This window comes from Mycolicibacterium nivoides, assembly GCF_003855255.1.
GTDB classification, from domain to species: domain Bacteria; phylum Actinomycetota; class Actinomycetes; order Mycobacteriales; family Mycobacteriaceae; genus Mycobacterium; species Mycobacterium nivoides.
In genome coordinates this window covers 5450532-5466272 of sequence record NZ_CP034072.1, presented here as the reverse complement: position 1 = coordinate 5466272, position 15741 = coordinate 5450532, and the positions used below count along the sequence as shown (strand labels likewise).

The window sequence follows — 15741 nt, the reverse complement described above, 5'->3', positions numbered from 1 at the left end:
ATGTTCGCCGGCGCCCTCGGTGCGTGCCTTCCCCTGGCGATACCGGCGCACGCGGACGAGGACCCGATGATGCACCGCGTGACCTACACGGTCACCGCCGATGAGCCGACGACCGTCGGCATCTACTTCCGCGAGGTCGACCCGCCGACATGGGCGGACTACAGCCACAATCCGTACGAGTTCAGCCCCAAGGACGATCTCACGCTGGAACCGGGCAAGCCCTGGATCCGCGAGGTCATGCTCGCCGATCCGATGAAATGGGCGATGGTCACCGTCAGCACCGGCGGGTTGGCTCCGCAAACGCCGCGGACCCTGAGTTGCGAAATGGCGATCGACGGAGTCGTCGTCGACCGTGCGGCCGGCCCCAAAGGGGCGTTGTGTTCGCTGCGGAACTGGTGAGGCACGAGTTCGGCAGCCACGGATTTGTCCGCTGGGTGGGACAGCCGCGGCGATGCGAACTTCGGCCGCATTAGCGTGTGGCAGCAGTCACATCGGCCATGAGGGCGACAGCGGTAACTGATGCCATCCGCGATTGGCCGAGACCAACCGGAGGTGCACTATGCGGTTACTCAGCCGCTCCGACCAGGAAACTGAGACGGCCGTGCTCGAACCGGCCGACGACGTAGACACGCAGTTGAGCGACGGCGATCTGGAGTTGTTGGATCAGCATGAAGGCGACGCTGACGTGGACCAGCCGTCGGCCAGGGGCACAAAGCGCAGGTGGCGTCCGAGACTGGCGACGTTGCTCGCCGGCGTGGCGATCCTGGTCAGCGGGGCGTTGCTGGCGGCAAGTGGATACATGATCTGGTACCACCAGCAGGCTGACCGTGAGCAGCAGCGCCGCGCGGAGTTCTCGGCGGCAGCATCGCAAGCCGCCGTCACCCTTATGTCGATCGACAGTGCCACGGCGCAGGACAACGTACGGCAGATCCTCGACAACTCGATCGGCCAGTTCAAGGACGACATCCAGTCCTCCGCAGAGGATCTGGTGAAAGCGGCGCAGGACTCGAAGGCGACGACGAAGGCGACCGTGAAGGCCTCCGCGGTGCAGTCGATGGATGCGGACTCCGCAGTCGTCCTCGTCGGTACGGCCACCACCGTCAGCAACTCGGCCGGGGCGAATCAGCAGCCGCGCAACTGGCGCTTGAGCCTCACCATGGTCAAAGACGGGGAACAGATCAAGATGTCGAAGGTGGAGTTCGTCCCGTGAACACAGGCACAGCTGAAGCAGATACCGAGAGCACAGCCGACGGTGAATCGATCACCGAGGAGTCAGACACCGACGACGTCACCGAGGTTGAGGCCGAGCAGGCCGTCACTGACGAGGGTTCCGATCCCCAGGAGCGGTGGATCCACGGCATTTCCCGGCGATGGCGCCCGATCGCGGTCGTCTGTGTATTGCTGGCCACGGCCAGTTCGGCAGCAGCACTCTATTTCGGCGTGTACCGCGTGGATCACGGGAATGCCAGGGCGTCCACGACGGTCATCGACGCGGCGTCCGACGGTTCGGTGGCGTTGTTGTCCTACGCTCCAGACAGTTTGGACAAGGACTTTGCAGACGCGCGATCCCGTTTGACCGGTGATTTCCTGGCGTACTACAGCGAGTTCGCCGACAAGTTCGTGGCGCCGGCGGCCAAACAGAAAGACATCCGGGCCACCGCCTCGGTGGTTCGCGCTGCACCGATCACCGTGCAGTCCGACACCGCGGAGGTGTTGGTCTACCTGAACCAGGCGACAACCAGCCGCGACAACCCCGAACCGGCACAGGCGGCCAGTGCCGTGAAGGTCGGGCTCACGAAAGTCGATGGGAATTGGCTGATCTCGTCGTTCACCCCGATCTAGGGACCAACTCGACGGCCCCGGATGTAATGCCCAGCTAGGGCCCGCGTACTCCCTTGCCTCCGCCGGCGCGGTCGTTGCCGATGCGTTCCCATGGGTCGGGGTGGTCGAGTAGGGCCCAGGCGGGTGGGAGTCGGGGATCGGCCAGTTCTGGGTGTAGCGGGTTTGTGGTGGACGGGTCTGTGTCCCACCAGAGGGGATCCGCGTGGGATGTGGTTTGGTCGAGGTCGTTGTCCCACTGCGGGTTCCACTTGGCATCCCACTGCGGGTCCCACTCGGGGTCCCATTCCAGGTTCCACTCGGGGTAGGGCTCCGGTTCGGGCGTGAGGTCCGGGTCGGGTTCGAATCCTCGTGGGGCTTCGTCGGGTGGGGTGAGCAGCAGTTCGGGACGGTGGTGGTAGTTGATGCGGTTCTGGCCGTGATCCAGTGCTGGTGGTGGGCGCCATTCGACGTCGCCGTGTTCGTTGATGGTGGTGGTGTAGCCGCCGTCGGTATCGACCTGGCGGTTGTCGGGTCCGCAGGCCAGGGTCAATTTGTCGACGTTGGTGTAGCCACCGTGGCGCCAGTCGGCGTCTGCGTGATGTGCCTGGCAGCCGTAGGCGCCGACGGTGCAGCCTGGTTTGGTGCAGCCACCGTCGCGAGCGATCAGCATGATGCGTTGTGCGGGGCTGGCGGTGCGGCGGGCTCGGAAGTAGTTCAGCGCCGATCCGGTGGCCTTGTCGAACACGGCCAGGTGATGGTTGGCGTGGGATGCCATACGGATGACGTCTCTGATGGGAATCTTGGTGCCGCCGCCGGTGACGCCGATCCCGGCGCGCGATTCCAGGTCTTGCAGGGTGGTGCGGATGACCACCGACACCGGTAATCCGTTGAGCTGACCCAGATCGCCGCTCATCAACGCGATGCGTCCGATGACGTGCAGGGCGTCGTGTTGGCGTTGGGCCAATGATCGGTGGTCGTTGTCGATCTGGGCTTGGGTGGGGGTGCCGTGGGTGCAGGGTTGCTCGTCGTCGGGGTTGCACATGCCGGGCGCGGCGAACTTCGCGAACAAGACCTCCCACACCGCAGCCGCTTCAGGAGTCAGGTTGGCAGTCAGGGCTGTCATCGCGTCGCGTCCCTGTTTGGCCAGGGACAGCCCGCGTTTGCGGGCGCGTTCGGTGTCGTCGGGCTCGGGTCCGTCCTGATCGAGCAGGAACAAACGCAGTTCCGCGGTGTCGTTGAGCTCCTTGGGGCCAACGCGGACGGCGACCCGCACCAGGTCCACTTCGAACTGTTCGCGGGTGGTGGTGTCGACGAAGCCCGGTAGCTGATGGACGGCGTCGCGCAACACCTTGACGTGGTCGGCGTTGATCAGCCCGGCGGCCTGCGCGGCGGCGACCACCGGCAACACCGCCGGTAGTGGTTCCCCGGTCAAGGTGCGGCGTGGCCCCAGCTCGGCGGTCTCACCCAACCGGCGGCCGGCTTCGGTGGTGGACAGTCGCCAGCGGATGCGCAGCACCTCGTTCCACGACTTGGCGCCCAACTCCCGTGGGGTGGTGTCGGTCTGCAGTTGGGCCAGCAGTCGGTGCCCCACTGAGGGCAGCTGACAGGTCAGGGTCTCGTACTCGTCGAGCACCGCGACCAACTCGGCACGGGTCAACGAGGCGATGTCACACGCGGCGAAAGCGTCGAAAGCGGCCCGCAACCCCGCCACCGCCTGGACCGCACCCGTCTCCATGAATCGAACATACATTCGACCACCGACAAGTACGAACCTCGACGAGGAAGGCGGTGCCTAGTGCGTGTCGCGTTTCGGCAGCAGCGTCTCGTGGGCCGAAGACGTTGCGGCGCGGAACAACACCGCGACCAAGGCCAGCGCGCCGAGTGCGGCCACCGGGATGGTCCAGAGTCGGCGCATCATCAGGGCCGAACCGCACTTGTCGACGTACTCCTGGCCGGCGGCGCCGGCCTGCACGAGGTGCGCGCCGTACCCGGAGCCGCAGGGGATCTGCATGCCGAACTTGTCGAAGTCGTCCAGATAGACCGGCAGGCTCAGCAGATACAGCCCGATGCCGAGCACCACTGCTCCGGCGATTCCGATGTACACGGCGCGATAACTCACCGTTCCCCCTTCATGTCATGCATACGTCGGTGAACAACAACACCGGCCACGAGACGATCGCCCCCAGGAAGGACACCACCGCGTCGAGGCCGCCCATCTTTTGCAGGTGGTCGGTGTGCGTGCCGGACCACAAGGTGCCGATCAGCAGATACGGCACACCCAGCACCACGGCTACGACGATCAGTTCGCCGAGTGCAACGCGATAGGCCAGCAACCTCCGCAACCTGACGAGCACTGGACCCCCATCCGAACTTATTGCCGTCTATGTTAATGACTATTCTCTGCCGAACTACCATTTTGACCCGGCTGTTCGGTCGGTTAGTGTGACGGAATGGCGCGCATCTCGCCCCGGTCGATCGACAGTGGTGCCAATGGTGTGCGACGCCGTCCGAAAGACCGAAAGGCCCAGATCGCGCGGGCCTCGGCGGAGTCTTTCAGCGCGCTGGGATATCACGGCGTGAGCATGGAGGCCATTGCCTCGCGGGTCGGGATCTCGGCGGCCGCGTTGTACCGGCACTATTCGAGCAAGTACGAATTGTTCCGCGACGCCGTACTGAACCTCAGCCAGCAACTCGTCGACGGAACAGCGTTCGCCGACGAGCCCGACGGGGACCCGGGTGAGCAGTTGCGCAGGCTCGTAGCGGCGCTCAGCGACACCGCGTTGGTTAACCGCGAATCCGGCGGGCTTTACCGCTGGGAGGCGCGTTATCTGCGCGGCGACGACCAGAGCATCCTCGATGCGCAGGTACGCACCGTGCACCGCCGGATTCACCGGCCGCTGATGGAACTGCGGCCCGAACTCAGCTCGCGGGCCCGCTGGACCCTGTCGACCGCGGTGCTCGGCGTGATCGGCAGCGTCGTCGATCATCGGTCCAAACTGCCTGCCGGTCAGATCCGCGAGCTGCTCGCCGATATCTGCGACACCATGCTGGCAGCCGAGCTGCCCGAGTTCCCCGGGCCGGCCGATGCCGTGACGACGCCCCCCGCTGCCGCGAGCGTAACGAAATACGAAGCGCTGCTGACCGAATCGATGCGGCTGTTCAACCGGAACGGCTACCGCGACACCACGATGGAGGACATCGCCGCCGCGGTCGGCATGCCCGCCTCGGGGATCTACCGATACTTCTCCGGCAAATCCGACATCCTGGCCGCCGGGTTCCGGCGCGCCGCCGACCGGTTGTCGGCGGACATGTCGGAGGTCCTCGGCGCGGTGTCGGACCCCGAACAGGCGCTGGGTGCCCTCATCGACGACTACGTGGCCCGATCGTTCGACCGCCCGGAGCTCGATTACGTCTACTACACCGAGCGCCTGAACATGACGCCCGCCGACCAGAAGATCCTGCGCGACCTGCAACGTGCGGCCGTGGAATCGTGGGTCGAGGTTGTCATGCCGGTACGCCCCGGGTGGAGTGCGGGGCAGGCGCGCTTCGCGGTTCATGCTGCGATGGCCTTGGTGATCGACTTGGGCCGGCTCATGAACTACGAGAATTCAGAGCAGACCCGAGCCGTCGTCGCGGTCCTGATCGATCTGACCCTGCTGGGCCGCTACCGGTTACGGACGGCGTTGCCGGCCAGGTAGGCCACGTAGCCGAGCGTGCCGATGGTGGCCAACTTGCGGGTCTTGGGCAGCAGCAGGCCCAGGCCGATCGCGGTCTCGATGCCACCGTTGGTGTAGATGTGCTTCTGCGTGTCCTTGGGGAACGCCGGCTTGGTGATCGACTCGAACAGCTGCGGCTTCACGAAATGTGAGACACCGGCGCCGGCCACGCTGAGGCCGACGAGCTTGACCAGCTTGGAGTTCTTGCCCTCTGCCATGTGTGATCCTCTCTGATCAGGCAAATGTGTAGTCGCTCAACGGGAATCGTGAAGCTTCCGCGACGGCCCGGCGGGTCGTCATCGGCCGGAGCAGCGTTGCCTCGCCGCTCGGGTTGAAATAGTACGACCGTGCCGATGCGCAGTTTCCGAGGGTGAACAACGAGTCGCCCAGCGCTTCGGTCATCCGGTCCAGGTACAGGCTGTTGGCCTCTTCGGTGACCTCGAAGGTGGTCGCCTTCCGGCGCTTGACCTCGCCGAACAGGCGGTCCATCAGGCGCATCTGATACTCCATCGTGTTGAAGAAGTTCAGGCCAAGGAAGGCGTACGGACTGGCCAGGCTCAGGTAGTTCGGGAAGTACGGCATCGAGACGCCCTGATAGGCCTGGAACCGAGTTTCCCGCCACCACTTTCCGAGGTTGCGGCCGTCGCGCCCGATCACCTCGATGGCCGGAAAGTTCGCGTCCCACAGGTCGAACCCGGTGGCCAGGACCAGCGTGTCGATGGCCGTTCTGGTGCCGTCGGCATTGACGATGCCGTCGGCCTCGATCCGCTCGATTCCGTCGGCCTGCAGATGCACGTGCGGTTTGGTGAATGTGCGGTAGTAGCCGTTCGAGAAGGTCGGGCGCTTGCAGCCGAAGTCGTAGTCCGGGGTCAGCTTGCGGCGCAGCTCCGGGTCGCGGATCGAGGCGAACCGGTGCAGCTTGGCCAGGTCGGACGCGGCGATGTTGAACCGGCGGAAGTACCGGTGCTTGAGCACCGCGGTGTCGACCATGAACGCGTAGATGGTGTCGGTGACGGTGCGGATCGCCCGTTGGGCCGCCGGCACACGGGCGAACAGACGGCGTACCTGCCGCGGGAACTTCAGGTCGATCTTGGGCACGACCCAGATCGGGGTGCGCTGGTAGACGGTCAGGTCCGCGGCCTTCTTCGCCAACTCCGGGATGAGCTGAACGGCGGTGGCCCCCGTGCCGATGATCGCGATCCGGCGGCCGTCGGGCCGGTAGGTGTCGTCCCAATCGGTGGTGTGGATGACCTTGCCGGTGAAGTCGGCGATGCCGGGGATGTCGGGAGTGTGCGGTTGGGACAGGAATCCGGTGGCGGTGAACAGGAACCGCGCGCTGATCGCTTCGCCGCCCGTCAGGGCGACCCGCCAGCGCGAAGCCTCGTCATCCCAGCGCGCACCTTCGACGGTTGTGTTGAACCGGATGTGGCGGCGCACGTCGTACTTGTCGGCGACGTCGTCGGCGTAGCGCTTGATCTCGGAGCCGGTGGAGAACAGTCGTGACCAGTTCGGATTCGGTTCGAAGAAGTACGAGTAAGTGGTGGTGGGCACGTCGACGGCCAGGCCGGGGTAGTGGTTGACATACCAGGTGCCGCCGAGGTCGTCCTCGCGGTCCAGGATCACGAAGTCCTCGATGCCCAGCCGTTTGAGCTGGATGGCAGCACCGATGCCGGCGAAGCCGGCGCCGACGATGACTGCCTCGTATTCCCCCGGGCTCATGCTGCAGACAGTACCGCAGGTACCGGGTACTTTGTCGAGAGGTCAGCTCCAGCGCTTCGGATCGCACTCGAGGCTCGCGCGGTCCCAGTCGGCCAGGTCGGCCGCGGCGGCGTAGGTGGACTGCAGGAATTCCGTCAGCGCACGGTCGGGATCGGCGGACGTCCGCACCGCCTCGTAGGGCAGCAGGAACTGTTTGAAGTCCTGGCTGTAGAAGGCCGCGTCCGGGCCGATGCGGTAGTCGGCGAATCCCTCCGGCTCGGGATAGGCGTACGCGTAGAACGCACCCTCCTCGCCACCGCCCGGCCAGAAGCCGCAACTGCTCAACTCGTGCGAATACCCTTCCACCATCACGCCGTTGGGGCAGTTGGGTGCGCCGCCGGGGTGCTCGGGTGCGGGCCGGCCGGAGAATCTCGTGCAAGCCAGGTCGAACGAACCCCAGAAGAAGTGCACGGGACTCGCCTTGCCGATGAAATATGCCCGGAAGTCACTGATCACCCGGTGTGCCTGTACCAACTGCCGCCAGAACAGGTTGGCGGCGTGCGGGTCGTACGACGCGTGCTGGCGATCTTCGGCAAAAGGTATGGCGGGGTCAACCTCGTTGGGCCGGGCGTGGATTCGTGCCTCGATGCCCAATTGATCGAGTGCGGACAGGGTTTCGGCGTAGAACTCGGCGACCGATTTGGGCGCCAGCGTGACGCTGCCCGAGCCGCCGTCGCTCGTGCGGATCGCGAGCACGTGGTCGATGAAATCGAACTCCATGTCGAACAGCCGGTTTCGGTACGGAATCGATGACGTGGTCAGGCCGCGCGGACTCACATACAGCGTGACCTCCCACCAGTGGTTGAGCAGCGGAGAGTACGTCAGGCGGATCTTCCCGACGATCTGCGTCCACATGTGAAGGGTGTCGCGCGTGGGTTCCCAATCCGATACCCGCAGCGCGGGCCAGGCGTTGTCGGACGGTGTGCTCATGGGCCAGCTACCTGCCTTCCCGCCGCACCACCGCTCAGCAGGCGGCACCGCGAGCATAGCTGCGCGCCGGTCTGCTCACCGGCGGAAAGGCAGGCAGCACTGGCCAGGAGGTCAGAACAGCTTGGCGATCACCTCGCCGGCCTCGGTGTCCTCAACGCAGGGTGTGACGTCGAAAGTGAGGAACTCGCCCCATTCGGCCACCGACTCGAACATGAGCTTGGCGTCGTCGGTCTCCACGATGGCGAAGCCCTGGCCGTTCATCCCCCACCAACGGCCGAGCATCGTCGATCCTTCCGGAACCTGGCCGCCGGTCTTCTTGAACTTCTCGATCCCGTCCCGGTAGTTCGCCTGCGACTGAGTCCAGTGCACAATGAATTTCATGGCGTACTCCTTCTGGTGATGCGGGCCGGGATCGGCCCCGCGGCGATGACGGTGAAGGGGGTCTCCACCGGGAAGTCGTCGTGCAGGGAGGTCACGGAGACCTCGCGCACGATGGTCGCCAGCGCCAAGGTGGCCTCCAGCATGGCGAAGTGATCGCCGACGCAGGACCGCGGACCACCGCCGAAAGGCAGGTACTGCCAACGGTTTCGACCGGCCGAACGCTCGGGGGTGAATCGGTCCGGGTCGAAGGTCAGCGGATCGTCCCACAGCGTCGGGTCGCGATGCATGACATAGAAGTTGACCATCGCCATCGTGCCGGCCTCGGCGCGGTAGCCGTCGACCGTCACCTCCTCGTTGAGCATCCGAGGCGTGCCTGCGCCGGGCGGGCACAGCCGCAACGCCTCGTGCAGCACCCGCACGGTGTGCTCGAGGAGCGGCACGTCCTCGGGGGTCAGCGTGCGGTCGCCCAGCGCCGCGACTTCTTCGTGCACGCGGGACTGCAGCTCGGGGTTGCGGCCCAGCGCCCACAGCGAGTAACACAGCGTCGTCGAGGTGGTGTCATGCCCGGCGAGCATGAAAAGCACCAATTCATCGCAGATTTCGTCGTCGGTCAGCTGCCGGCCGGTATCCGGGTCACGCGCCTCGATCAGCGCGCGCACCAGCGGCGCGTCCCTATCGGGATCGGTCCGCACGGCGGCGAGGATCTCGGCGCCCAGCCGATGCAGGCGGGCATTGGCCGCCTTGGCCCGGCGCTGGCCGCCGGTGGGCACCCACTGCGGGAAGTTGACCGGCCGGACCGACCGATCGGAAATCCAGGACAAGGCGGTACGCAGCGCCGGGCCCACCTCATCGGCCCGCTCGTCGAGATCCACGCCGAACACCGACCGGCCCAGCGCCCGCAGCGTGAGTGCCCGGCACGCGACATCCAGATCGACGGTCGCACCGTCGCGCCAGCCATCAGCGATCGTGTGCGCCGCGGCGGCCATGTGCCCCGCGTACTGCGGGACGTTCCGCTTGGTGAACATCGGCTGCAGCGTGCGCCGGCGCGGCAGCCAGCGCTCATGCGGCAGATTCAGCAGGTTGCCGCCCATCAGTCGGCGCAGTTCGACCATGTTGATGGCGGTGCCGCGATCGGCGACCGAATCGCGGCGACCCAGGACATCCCGGGCGCCCTGCGGGGAGGTGACCAACAGGACCGGGGGGATCAGCCACCGGGGGCCCAGCACCATCCGGCTGACGGGGCCTCCGGCGTCGCGGAGCCGCTGATGCCCCTCGATGAAGGACCGCATCGACTTGATTGTTTGTCGGTAGGACAGGGGATTGCGCGGTGCGAGCGGCAGGGTGGCTGCGGCCGTCCGCGTATCGATCTCGACCATGCGTCGAGTGTCTGACCGCGCGGTCTGGGCGGCCTAGAGTAGCGCGTTACTCTATTTTTCCGGTGCGGGGATTCTTGCTGGTAGCGATGCATGTCACGCTGCGGTCGCCGCGTTGCCAGGAGTCCGCGGTCGGGTACAAAACGAAGAGCTGGATGCCGGATTCCGAGTTGGCGTCCGGGGCGTACTCATTGAGTGCCGGCGCGCACTTGTCGGCGTATTTGACCACCGCGGCGTCGCCGGGGAAGGCCCCGTCGGGCAGTGGCAGCACTGCGAACACCTCACCCTTGTGCGGCTGATCGCAACTCACCGTCTTGACGTACAGCACGCGGCTGCTGTCGGGGATCTCGGTAAGACAATCGCCCGACCGGACCTGGCTCGCCTCGGTGGCGCCGCGGTCCCGCGCGAAGTAGAACACCGCACCCGCGGCGACCACGATCGCCGCCAACACCACGACACCCAGCAGCGCCCACTTGGGCGCCGAGGATTTCTTCGGTAGCGCCGAGAACTGGTCAGGACCGGTGGAATACGGCTGCGGAGGCGGGGGCGGGTAGTTGTGGCCCTGCGGGCCGTGGGGACCGGGCGGGTAGGTCATGGTTCGACGATATCGACTGCCCGTAACGCCGCATCAACCGCGAGGGCGGGCACGTCCAGGCGCTTGGATCCGAGGTCGTGGCGGGCACCCTCGATGACGACGAGCTCGGTCGGTCCGCCCACCAAAGCTGTCGCGGCCGTGAGCTCCTCGATCGTGCCGAACGGGTCGGCGGTGCCGTGGGTGAACACCGTGGGCACCGTGATGCGGGACAGATGCTCGGTGCGGGCGCGTTCCGGCTTGCCCGGCGGATGCAGCGGGTAGGAGAACAGTGTCAGCACGTCCGGGCCTGCCCCGCTGTCTTCGTCGGCGGCGACCATCGAGGTCATCCGCCCGCCGTAGGAGTGCCCGCCCGCGATCACGGGACCATCGGCCAGGGTGCGGGCCAGTGCGATCGCCTCGGCGATCCCTTCCTGGTCACCGGCCGCCGATCCCGACGGTGGTCCCTTGGGCCTGCGACGGCGATACGGCAGGTTGTAGCGGATGGCCAGCCAGCCGCGGGAGGCCCACTCGTCGCAGAGCTTGACCAGCATCGCCGAGTCGCGATTACCGCCGGCCCCGTGGGTGAGGACGACGACGCCCTGCGCGGGCCCGTCCGGCTCGTGCGCGACGCCCGCGATCGCCTCGAGGTTCATGACTGCAACCGGAACAGCGCGTTCACCGGGCCGTGGCCATGACCCAGCGGATAGGCCGTGCGGATGCATTCGGTCACCCAGGCCTTGCCGAACTCCACCGCCTGGGGAACTGAATAGCCATGTGCCAGAGCGCAAGCCGTCGCGGCGGCGAGGGTATCGCCGGCACCGTGGTCGTTGCCGGTGTCGACCCGCGGCGCCTGGAACTCGTGGAAGTCGGTGCCGTCGAACAGGAGGTCCGGGCTTGCCGATGACGAGCGCAGGTGCCCACCCTTGACCAGCGCCCACTGTGGGCCGAGGGCATGCAGGGCGCGCGCCGCGTCCCGTTGCGATGCCTGGTCGACGACCTCGACGCCCACCAGCAATCGGACCTCGTCGAGGTTCGGGGTGACCAGCGTGGCCAGCGGGAACAGCTCCGTTCGCAGCGCGTCCAGTGCACTGTGATGCAGCAGGGGATCACCGTGCATCGATGCGCACACCGGGTCGACGACCAACGGCACGGTTCCGGCCAGCCCCTCGGCCCGCCAGGTCTCGGCGATCGTGGTGATGATCTCCGAGGAGGCCAGCATCCCGGTCTTGGCGGCCTGGATGCCGATATCGGAGGTCACCGCCGAGATCTGGCCCGAGACGACGTCGAGCGGGATCTCGTGGAAACCCTTGACGCCGACCGAGTTCTGCACGGTCACCGCGGTGACCGCGACGCAGCCGTGCAGGCCGAGCATCGCGAAGGTCCGCATGTCGGCCTGGATCCCGGCACCACCGCCGGAGTCGGACCCGGCGATGGTCATCACCCGCAGCGGGGTGTCACCCGCGGGCGTCAACGGCAAGTAGTTCACGTCGTCAAGGGTAGATAGACGCGGTTGCCGTGGTCGGCGAACTCCTGGGACTTGGCGGCCATGCCCGCTGCGATGTCGTCGGGCACGCCGTCGGGATAGGCGTCCCTGATGTCCTGCGTGATACGCATCGAGCAGAACTTGGGGCCGCACATCGAGCAGAAGTGCGCCGTCTTGGCTGGTTCGGCGGGCAACGTCTCGTCGTGGAACTCGCGGGCAGTGTCGGGATCCAGCGACAACGCGAACTGATCGTGCCAGCGGAATTCGAACCGAGCTTTCGAGAGCGCGTCGTCACGCTGCTGCGCCCGCGGGTGCCCCTTGGCGAGGTCGGCGGCGTGCGCGGCGATCTTGTAGGCGATCACCCCGTCCTTGACGTCTTTGCGGTCGGGCAGGCCCAGGTGCTCCTTGGGCGTGACGTAGCACAGCATCGCGGTGCCGGCCTGGGCGATGATGGCCGCGCCGATCGCCGAGGTGATGTGGTCGTAGGCCGGGGCGATGTCGGTGGCCAGCGGGCCGAGCGTGTAGAACGGCGCTTCTTCGCAGAGCTCTTCCTCCAGGCGCACGTTCTCGACGATCTTGTGCATCGGGACGTGGCCCGGGCCTTCGATCATCACCTGCACGCCATGGGATTTCGCGATCCTGGTCAGCTCGCCCAGGGTGCGCAGCTCGGCGAACTGGGCCTCGTCGTTGGCGTCGGCGATCGACCCGGGCCGCAGCCCGTCGCCGAGCGAGAACGTCACGTCGTAGCGGGCCAGGATCTCGCAGAGTTCCTCGAAGTGGGTGTAGAGGAACGACTCGGTGTGATGTGCCAGGCACCAGGCCGCCATGATCGACCCGCCCCGGGACACGATCCCGGTGACCCGCTTGACGGTCAGGGGGATGTAGCGCAGCAGCACCCCGGCGTGCACGGTCATGTAGTCGACACCCTGCTCGCACTGCTCGATCACGGTGTCGCGGTACATCTCCCACGTCAACTTGGTCGGGTCGCCGTTGACCTTCTCCAGTGCCTGGTAGATCGGCACGGTGCCGACCGGAACCGGCGAGTTGCGCAGGATCCATTCCCGCGTCTCGTGGATGTTGCGCCCGGTGGACAGGTCCATGATGGTGTCAGCGCCCCACCGGGTGGCCCACACCATCTTGTCCACCTCCTCGCCGATCGAGGAGGTGACGGCCGAATTGCCGATATTGGCATTGACTTTCACCCCGAACGCCTTGCCGATGATCATCGGCTCGGCTTCGGGGTGGTTGTGGTTGGCCGGGATCACCGCGCGGCCCCGTGCCACCTCGTCGCGCACCAATTCGGGCGAAACCCCTTCGCGTTCAGCGATATATGCCATCTCAGCGGTGATCTCCCCGGCGCGGGCCCGCTGCAGCTGGGTGCCGCGACCCTTCTGCACCCCAAGCCGTGGCGCGAGGCCGGCGTTCAGGTCGATCGCCGCATCGTCGTCGGTGTACGGACCCGAGGTGTCGTACAGGTCGAGATGTTCGGAGTTGGTGAGGTTCACCCGGCGAAACGGCACCCGCAGTGTCGCGCCGTCATGGTCGATCTCGCGATAGACCTTCGTACTTCCGGTGATCGGACCGATCGTGACCGACGGGTCGACCGTGCCACTGGAGGAGGCGTCAAAAAAACTACTCATCATTTCATCTCCCTACGCCGGCATTACCCGGTCAGGTTCGTACGGTCGACGGGCCTACCCGTCCTCTCAGCGCGCTCGTGCGCACTCCCGCGTGTGGTTTGCAGCCCCAACCTAGCGCAGACGGCGCCGTGAAGGGGATAGGGGCTTGGAGTTGCCGCAGCTTGATTTGCATAGCTAATATATGTGTTTTGCACACTTTGGGTCGTTCACGGCCCTGGATAGAGCCCTTGAAGCGATACGAGATGCGAACCCCAGATGACGACTGAAGCTGAACTCAGCAACCCGTCGGGCGGCGACGACGCCGCCCAGGTCGAGACCGCCGACCGGCGCAGACGGATGGATCACGACCACCCGTTCTACAAGTGGGTGGTGCTGTCCAACACCACGTTGGGCATCCTGCTGGCGTCCATCAATGCCTCGATCGTGTTGATCTCGCTGCCGGCGATCTTCCGCGGCATCGGGCTGAACCCGCTCGCCCCCGGCAACGTCAGCTATCTGCTGTGGATGCTGATGGGCTACCTCGTGGTGACGGCGGTGCTCGTCGTGCCGTTCGGACGTCTCGGCGACATGTACGGCCGGGTCCGCATCTACAACCTCGGCTTCGTGGTGTTCACCCTGGCTGCGATCGCCCTGTCCTTCGACCCGTTCCAACTCGGTGGCGGCGCGGTGTGGCTGATCGGCTGGCGCGTCGTCCAGGGCGTCGGCGGCGCCATGCTGATGGCGTCGTCATCGGCCATCCTCACCGACGCCTTCCCGGCCAACCAGCGCGGCATGGCGCTGGGCACCAACATGGTGGCCGCCGTCGCGGGGTCGTTCCTCGGGTTGCTCATCGGCGGCTTCCTGTCCGAATGGCACTGGAAGGCCGTCTTCTGGGTGGGCGTGCCGATCGGCATCATCGGCACCATCTGGAGCTACCGCTCCCTGAAAGAACTCGGAGTCCGTACTGCCGGACGTCTCGACTGGGCCGGCACGCTGACTTTCGGGCTGGGCCTGACGGTGCTGCTGATCGGCATCACCTATGGCATCCAGCCCTACGGTGACTCCACCACCGGCTGGACCAGCCCATGGGTACTGGGCTCCATCGCCGTCGGCCTGCTGCTGCTGGTGGCGTTCTGCGTCGTCGAGCTGAAAGTGTCGTCGCCGATGGTCGACATCCGGCTGTTCAAGTCGGCTGCGTTCGGGATGGGCAACCTGGCCGGGCTGATGTCCTCGGTGGGCCGCGGTGGGCTGCAGTTCATGCTCATCATCTGGCTGCAGGGCATCTGGCTGCCGTTGCACGGCTACAGCTTCGAGTCCACCCCGCTGTGGGCCGGCATCTACCTGTTGCCGGTGACCGTCGGGTTCCTGGTCGCCGCGCCGATCGCCGGGTCGCTCTCCGACCGCATCGGCGCGCGGCCGCTGACCGTCGGCGGCATGCTGCTGATGGCGGCCACCTTCGTGGCGCTGCTGATGATTCCGGTCAACTTCGACTACTGGGTGTTCGCCATCCTGGTGTTCCTCAACGGCCTGGGCGGCGGCATCTTCACCGCGCCCAACACCGCGGCCATCATGTCGAGCGTGCCTGCCGATCAGCGTGGTGCGGCCTCTGGAGTGCGGTCCACCTTCTTCAATGCCGGCAACTCGCTGTCGATCGGTATCTTCTTCTCGCTGATGATCGTCGGCCTGGCCAACACACTGCCGGCGGCGTTGACCACCGGCCTGACACAGCAAGGTGTTTCGGCCTCGGTCGCCCACGACGTGGCGAACCAGCCGCCGGTCGGCAGCCTGTTCGCGGCCTTCCTGGGCTACAACCCGATGGCCGAACTGCTCGCGCCCTACGACGCGCTGCACCAGCCGGGCGTGAATGCGGACGTGATCACCGGGCAGACATTCTTCCCGCAGCTGATCACCGAGCCGTTCCATTCGGGTCTGACGGTGGTGTTCAGCGCCGCGGCCGTGATGATGGTGATCGGCGCGGTGGCGTCGATGTTCAGCGCGGGCCGCTATGGCACGGAGGCAGGGGCTGACAACGAGGCCTGAGAGGCCTGTCAGCAAACCGATTCTGGTCGCCCCGTGGGATACTCGC

General features: G+C 66.2%; 17 protein-coding genes and 1 riboswitch. Of the genes, 5 read left to right on the top strand and 12 right to left on the bottom strand.

The window, feature by feature from the left end:
- The 3 genes from EH231_RS26835 to EH231_RS26825 all read left to right on the top strand — a co-directional run bounded on the left by EH231_RS26835 (window position 1) and on the right by EH231_RS26825 (window position 1842).
- The gene (locus EH231_RS26835) at window positions 1–399 is read left to right on the top strand and encodes an Rv2576c family protein (RefSeq protein WP_124714384.1); all 399 of its coding nucleotides are present in this window, start codon (window positions 1–3) and stop codon (window positions 397–399) included.
- 160 nt (window positions 400–559) lie between these two features.
- The gene (locus tag EH231_RS34125) at window positions 560–1210 is read left to right on the top strand and encodes an Rv1363c family protein (RefSeq protein WP_175537996.1); all 651 of its coding nucleotides are present in this window, start codon (window positions 560–562) and stop codon (window positions 1208–1210) included.
- Window positions 1207–1842 (top strand): twin-arginine translocation pathway signal, encoded by a 636-nt coding sequence (locus EH231_RS26825; protein WP_090424244.1) that lies wholly within the window; start codon window positions 1207–1209, stop codon window positions 1840–1842. Before EH231_RS34125 ends, EH231_RS26825 begins: the two co-directional genes overlap by 4 nt.
- Before the next feature lie 34 nt (window positions 1843–1876).
- Here EH231_RS26825 and EH231_RS26820 read toward each other — a convergent pair whose 3' ends face one another.
- From EH231_RS26820 to EH231_RS26810, 3 genes are read right to left on the bottom strand one after another with little or no spacing between them, the layout of a single operon-like run.
- Window positions 1877–3571, bottom strand: a complete 1695-nt coding sequence (locus tag EH231_RS26820; RefSeq protein ID WP_090424245.1) for an HNH endonuclease signature motif containing protein — start codon at window positions 3569–3571, stop codon at window positions 1877–1879.
- Between the two features lie 42 nt (window positions 3572–3613).
- Complete coding sequence (locus EH231_RS26815) at window positions 3614–3940, bottom strand: hypothetical protein (RefSeq protein ID WP_090424246.1); 327 nt, start codon at window positions 3938–3940, stop codon at window positions 3614–3616.
- 10 nt (window positions 3941–3950) lie between these two features.
- Complete coding sequence (locus tag EH231_RS26810; protein ID WP_090424247.1) at window positions 3951–4175, bottom strand: hypothetical protein; 225 nt, start codon at window positions 4173–4175, stop codon at window positions 3951–3953.
- Window positions 4176–4271: 96 nt separating this feature from the next.
- On the opposite strand from EH231_RS26810, the gene EH231_RS26805 reads away from it, so the two are divergent.
- A complete protein-coding gene (locus EH231_RS26805) occupies window positions 4272–5519 on the top strand; it encodes a TetR/AcrR family transcriptional regulator (protein ID WP_090424248.1) in 1248 nt (415 codons plus the stop codon).
- Here the strand turns inward: EH231_RS26805 and EH231_RS26800 are convergent.
- From EH231_RS26800 to thiC, 9 genes are all read right to left on the bottom strand, one after another.
- The gene (locus EH231_RS26800; RefSeq protein ID WP_004571515.1) at window positions 5486–5755 is read right to left on the bottom strand and encodes a DoxX-related protein; all 270 of its coding nucleotides are present in this window, start codon (window positions 5753–5755) and stop codon (window positions 5486–5488) included. The genes EH231_RS26805 and EH231_RS26800 overlap by 34 nt on opposite strands.
- Window positions 5756–5771: 16 nt before the next feature.
- A complete protein-coding gene (locus EH231_RS26795) occupies window positions 5772–7256 on the bottom strand; it encodes a flavin-containing monooxygenase (protein ID WP_124713659.1) in 1485 nt (494 codons plus the stop codon).
- A 42-nt stretch (window positions 7257–7298) separates the two neighbouring features.
- Window positions 7299–8225, bottom strand: coding sequence for a DUF5996 family protein (locus EH231_RS26790; protein ID WP_124713658.1), 927 nt, complete (start codon window positions 8223–8225; stop codon window positions 7299–7301).
- A 111-nt stretch (window positions 8226–8336) separates the two neighbouring features.
- Window positions 8337–8606: a DUF3303 domain-containing protein gene (locus tag EH231_RS26785; RefSeq protein ID WP_044515513.1), complete on the bottom strand. Its 270-nt coding sequence runs from the start codon at window positions 8604–8606 to the stop codon at window positions 8337–8339.
- The gene (locus EH231_RS26780) at window positions 8603–9982 is read right to left on the bottom strand and encodes a cytochrome P450 (protein WP_124713657.1); all 1380 of its coding nucleotides are present in this window, start codon (window positions 9980–9982) and stop codon (window positions 8603–8605) included. The genes EH231_RS26785 and EH231_RS26780 overlap by 4 nt, the downstream gene beginning before the upstream one ends.
- 46 nt (window positions 9983–10028) lie before the next feature.
- On the bottom strand, window positions 10029–10574 hold the full coding sequence (locus EH231_RS26775; RefSeq protein ID WP_164481033.1) for a septum formation family protein: 546 nt from the start codon (window positions 10572–10574) through the stop codon (window positions 10029–10031).
- The gene (locus tag EH231_RS26770; protein WP_124713656.1) at window positions 10571–11206 is read right to left on the bottom strand and encodes an alpha/beta hydrolase family protein; all 636 of its coding nucleotides are present in this window, start codon (window positions 11204–11206) and stop codon (window positions 10571–10573) included. Before EH231_RS26770 ends, EH231_RS26775 begins: the two co-directional genes overlap by 4 nt.
- A complete protein-coding gene (gene thiD / locus EH231_RS26765) occupies window positions 11203–12039 on the bottom strand; it encodes a bifunctional hydroxymethylpyrimidine kinase/phosphomethylpyrimidine kinase (RefSeq protein ID WP_124713655.1) in 837 nt (278 codons plus the stop codon). Before thiD ends, EH231_RS26770 begins: the two co-directional genes overlap by 4 nt.
- Window positions 12036–13676, bottom strand: a complete 1641-nt coding sequence (gene thiC / locus EH231_RS26760; protein WP_124713654.1) for a phosphomethylpyrimidine synthase ThiC — start codon at window positions 13674–13676, stop codon at window positions 12036–12038. Before thiC ends, thiD begins: the two co-directional genes overlap by 4 nt.
- Window positions 13668–13777, bottom strand: a riboswitch (TPP riboswitch). (Overlaps the previous gene by 9 nt.)
- A gap of 154 nt (window positions 13778–13931) precedes the next feature.
- Between thiC and EH231_RS26755 the strand changes: the two genes are divergently transcribed.
- A complete protein-coding gene (locus EH231_RS26755; protein ID WP_124713653.1) occupies window positions 13932–15695 on the top strand; it encodes an MFS transporter in 1764 nt (587 codons plus the stop codon).
- Window positions 15696–15741 lie beyond the last annotated feature (46 nt).

Bases quoted from the DNA above. Each gene is read 5' to 3' on its own strand.
- EH231_RS26835 (WP_124714384.1), top strand. From the start codon at position 1: ATGTTCGCCGGCGCCCTCGGTGCGTGCCTTCCCCTGGCGATACCGGCG.
- EH231_RS34125 (WP_175537996.1), top strand. From the start codon at position 560: ATGCGGTTACTCAGCCGCTCCGACCAGGAAACTGAGACGGCCGTGCTC.
- EH231_RS26820 (WP_090424245.1), bottom strand. From the start codon at position 3,571: ATGTATGTTCGATTCATGGAGACGGGTGCGGTCCAGGCGGTGGCGGGG.
- EH231_RS26805 (WP_090424248.1), top strand. From the start codon at position 4,272: ATGGCGCGCATCTCGCCCCGGTCGATCGACAGTGGTGCCAATGGTGTG.
- EH231_RS26800 (WP_004571515.1), bottom strand. From the start codon at position 5,755: ATGGCAGAGGGCAAGAACTCCAAGCTGGTCAAGCTCGTCGGCCTCAGC.
- EH231_RS26795 (WP_124713659.1), bottom strand. From the start codon at position 7,256: ATGAGCCCGGGGGAATACGAGGCAGTCATCGTCGGCGCCGGCTTCGCC.
- EH231_RS26790 (WP_124713658.1), bottom strand. From the start codon at position 8,225: ATGAGCACACCGTCCGACAACGCCTGGCCCGCGCTGCGGGTATCGGAT.
- EH231_RS26785 (WP_044515513.1), bottom strand. From the start codon at position 8,606: ATGAAATTCATTGTGCACTGGACTCAGTCGCAGGCGAACTACCGGGAC.
- EH231_RS26780 (WP_124713657.1), bottom strand. From the start codon at position 9,982: ATGGTCGAGATCGATACGCGGACGGCCGCAGCCACCCTGCCGCTCGCA.
- EH231_RS26775 (WP_164481033.1), bottom strand. From the start codon at position 10,574: ATGACCTACCCGCCCGGTCCCCACGGCCCGCAGGGCCACAACTACCCG.
- EH231_RS26770 (WP_124713656.1), bottom strand. From the start codon at position 11,206: ATGAACCTCGAGGCGATCGCGGGCGTCGCGCACGAGCCGGACGGGCCC.
- thiC (WP_124713654.1), bottom strand. From the start codon at position 13,676: ATGAGTAGTTTTTTTGACGCCTCCTCCAGTGGCACGGTCGACCCGTCG.
- EH231_RS26755 (WP_124713653.1), top strand. From the start codon at position 13,932: ATGACGACTGAAGCTGAACTCAGCAACCCGTCGGGCGGCGACGACGCC.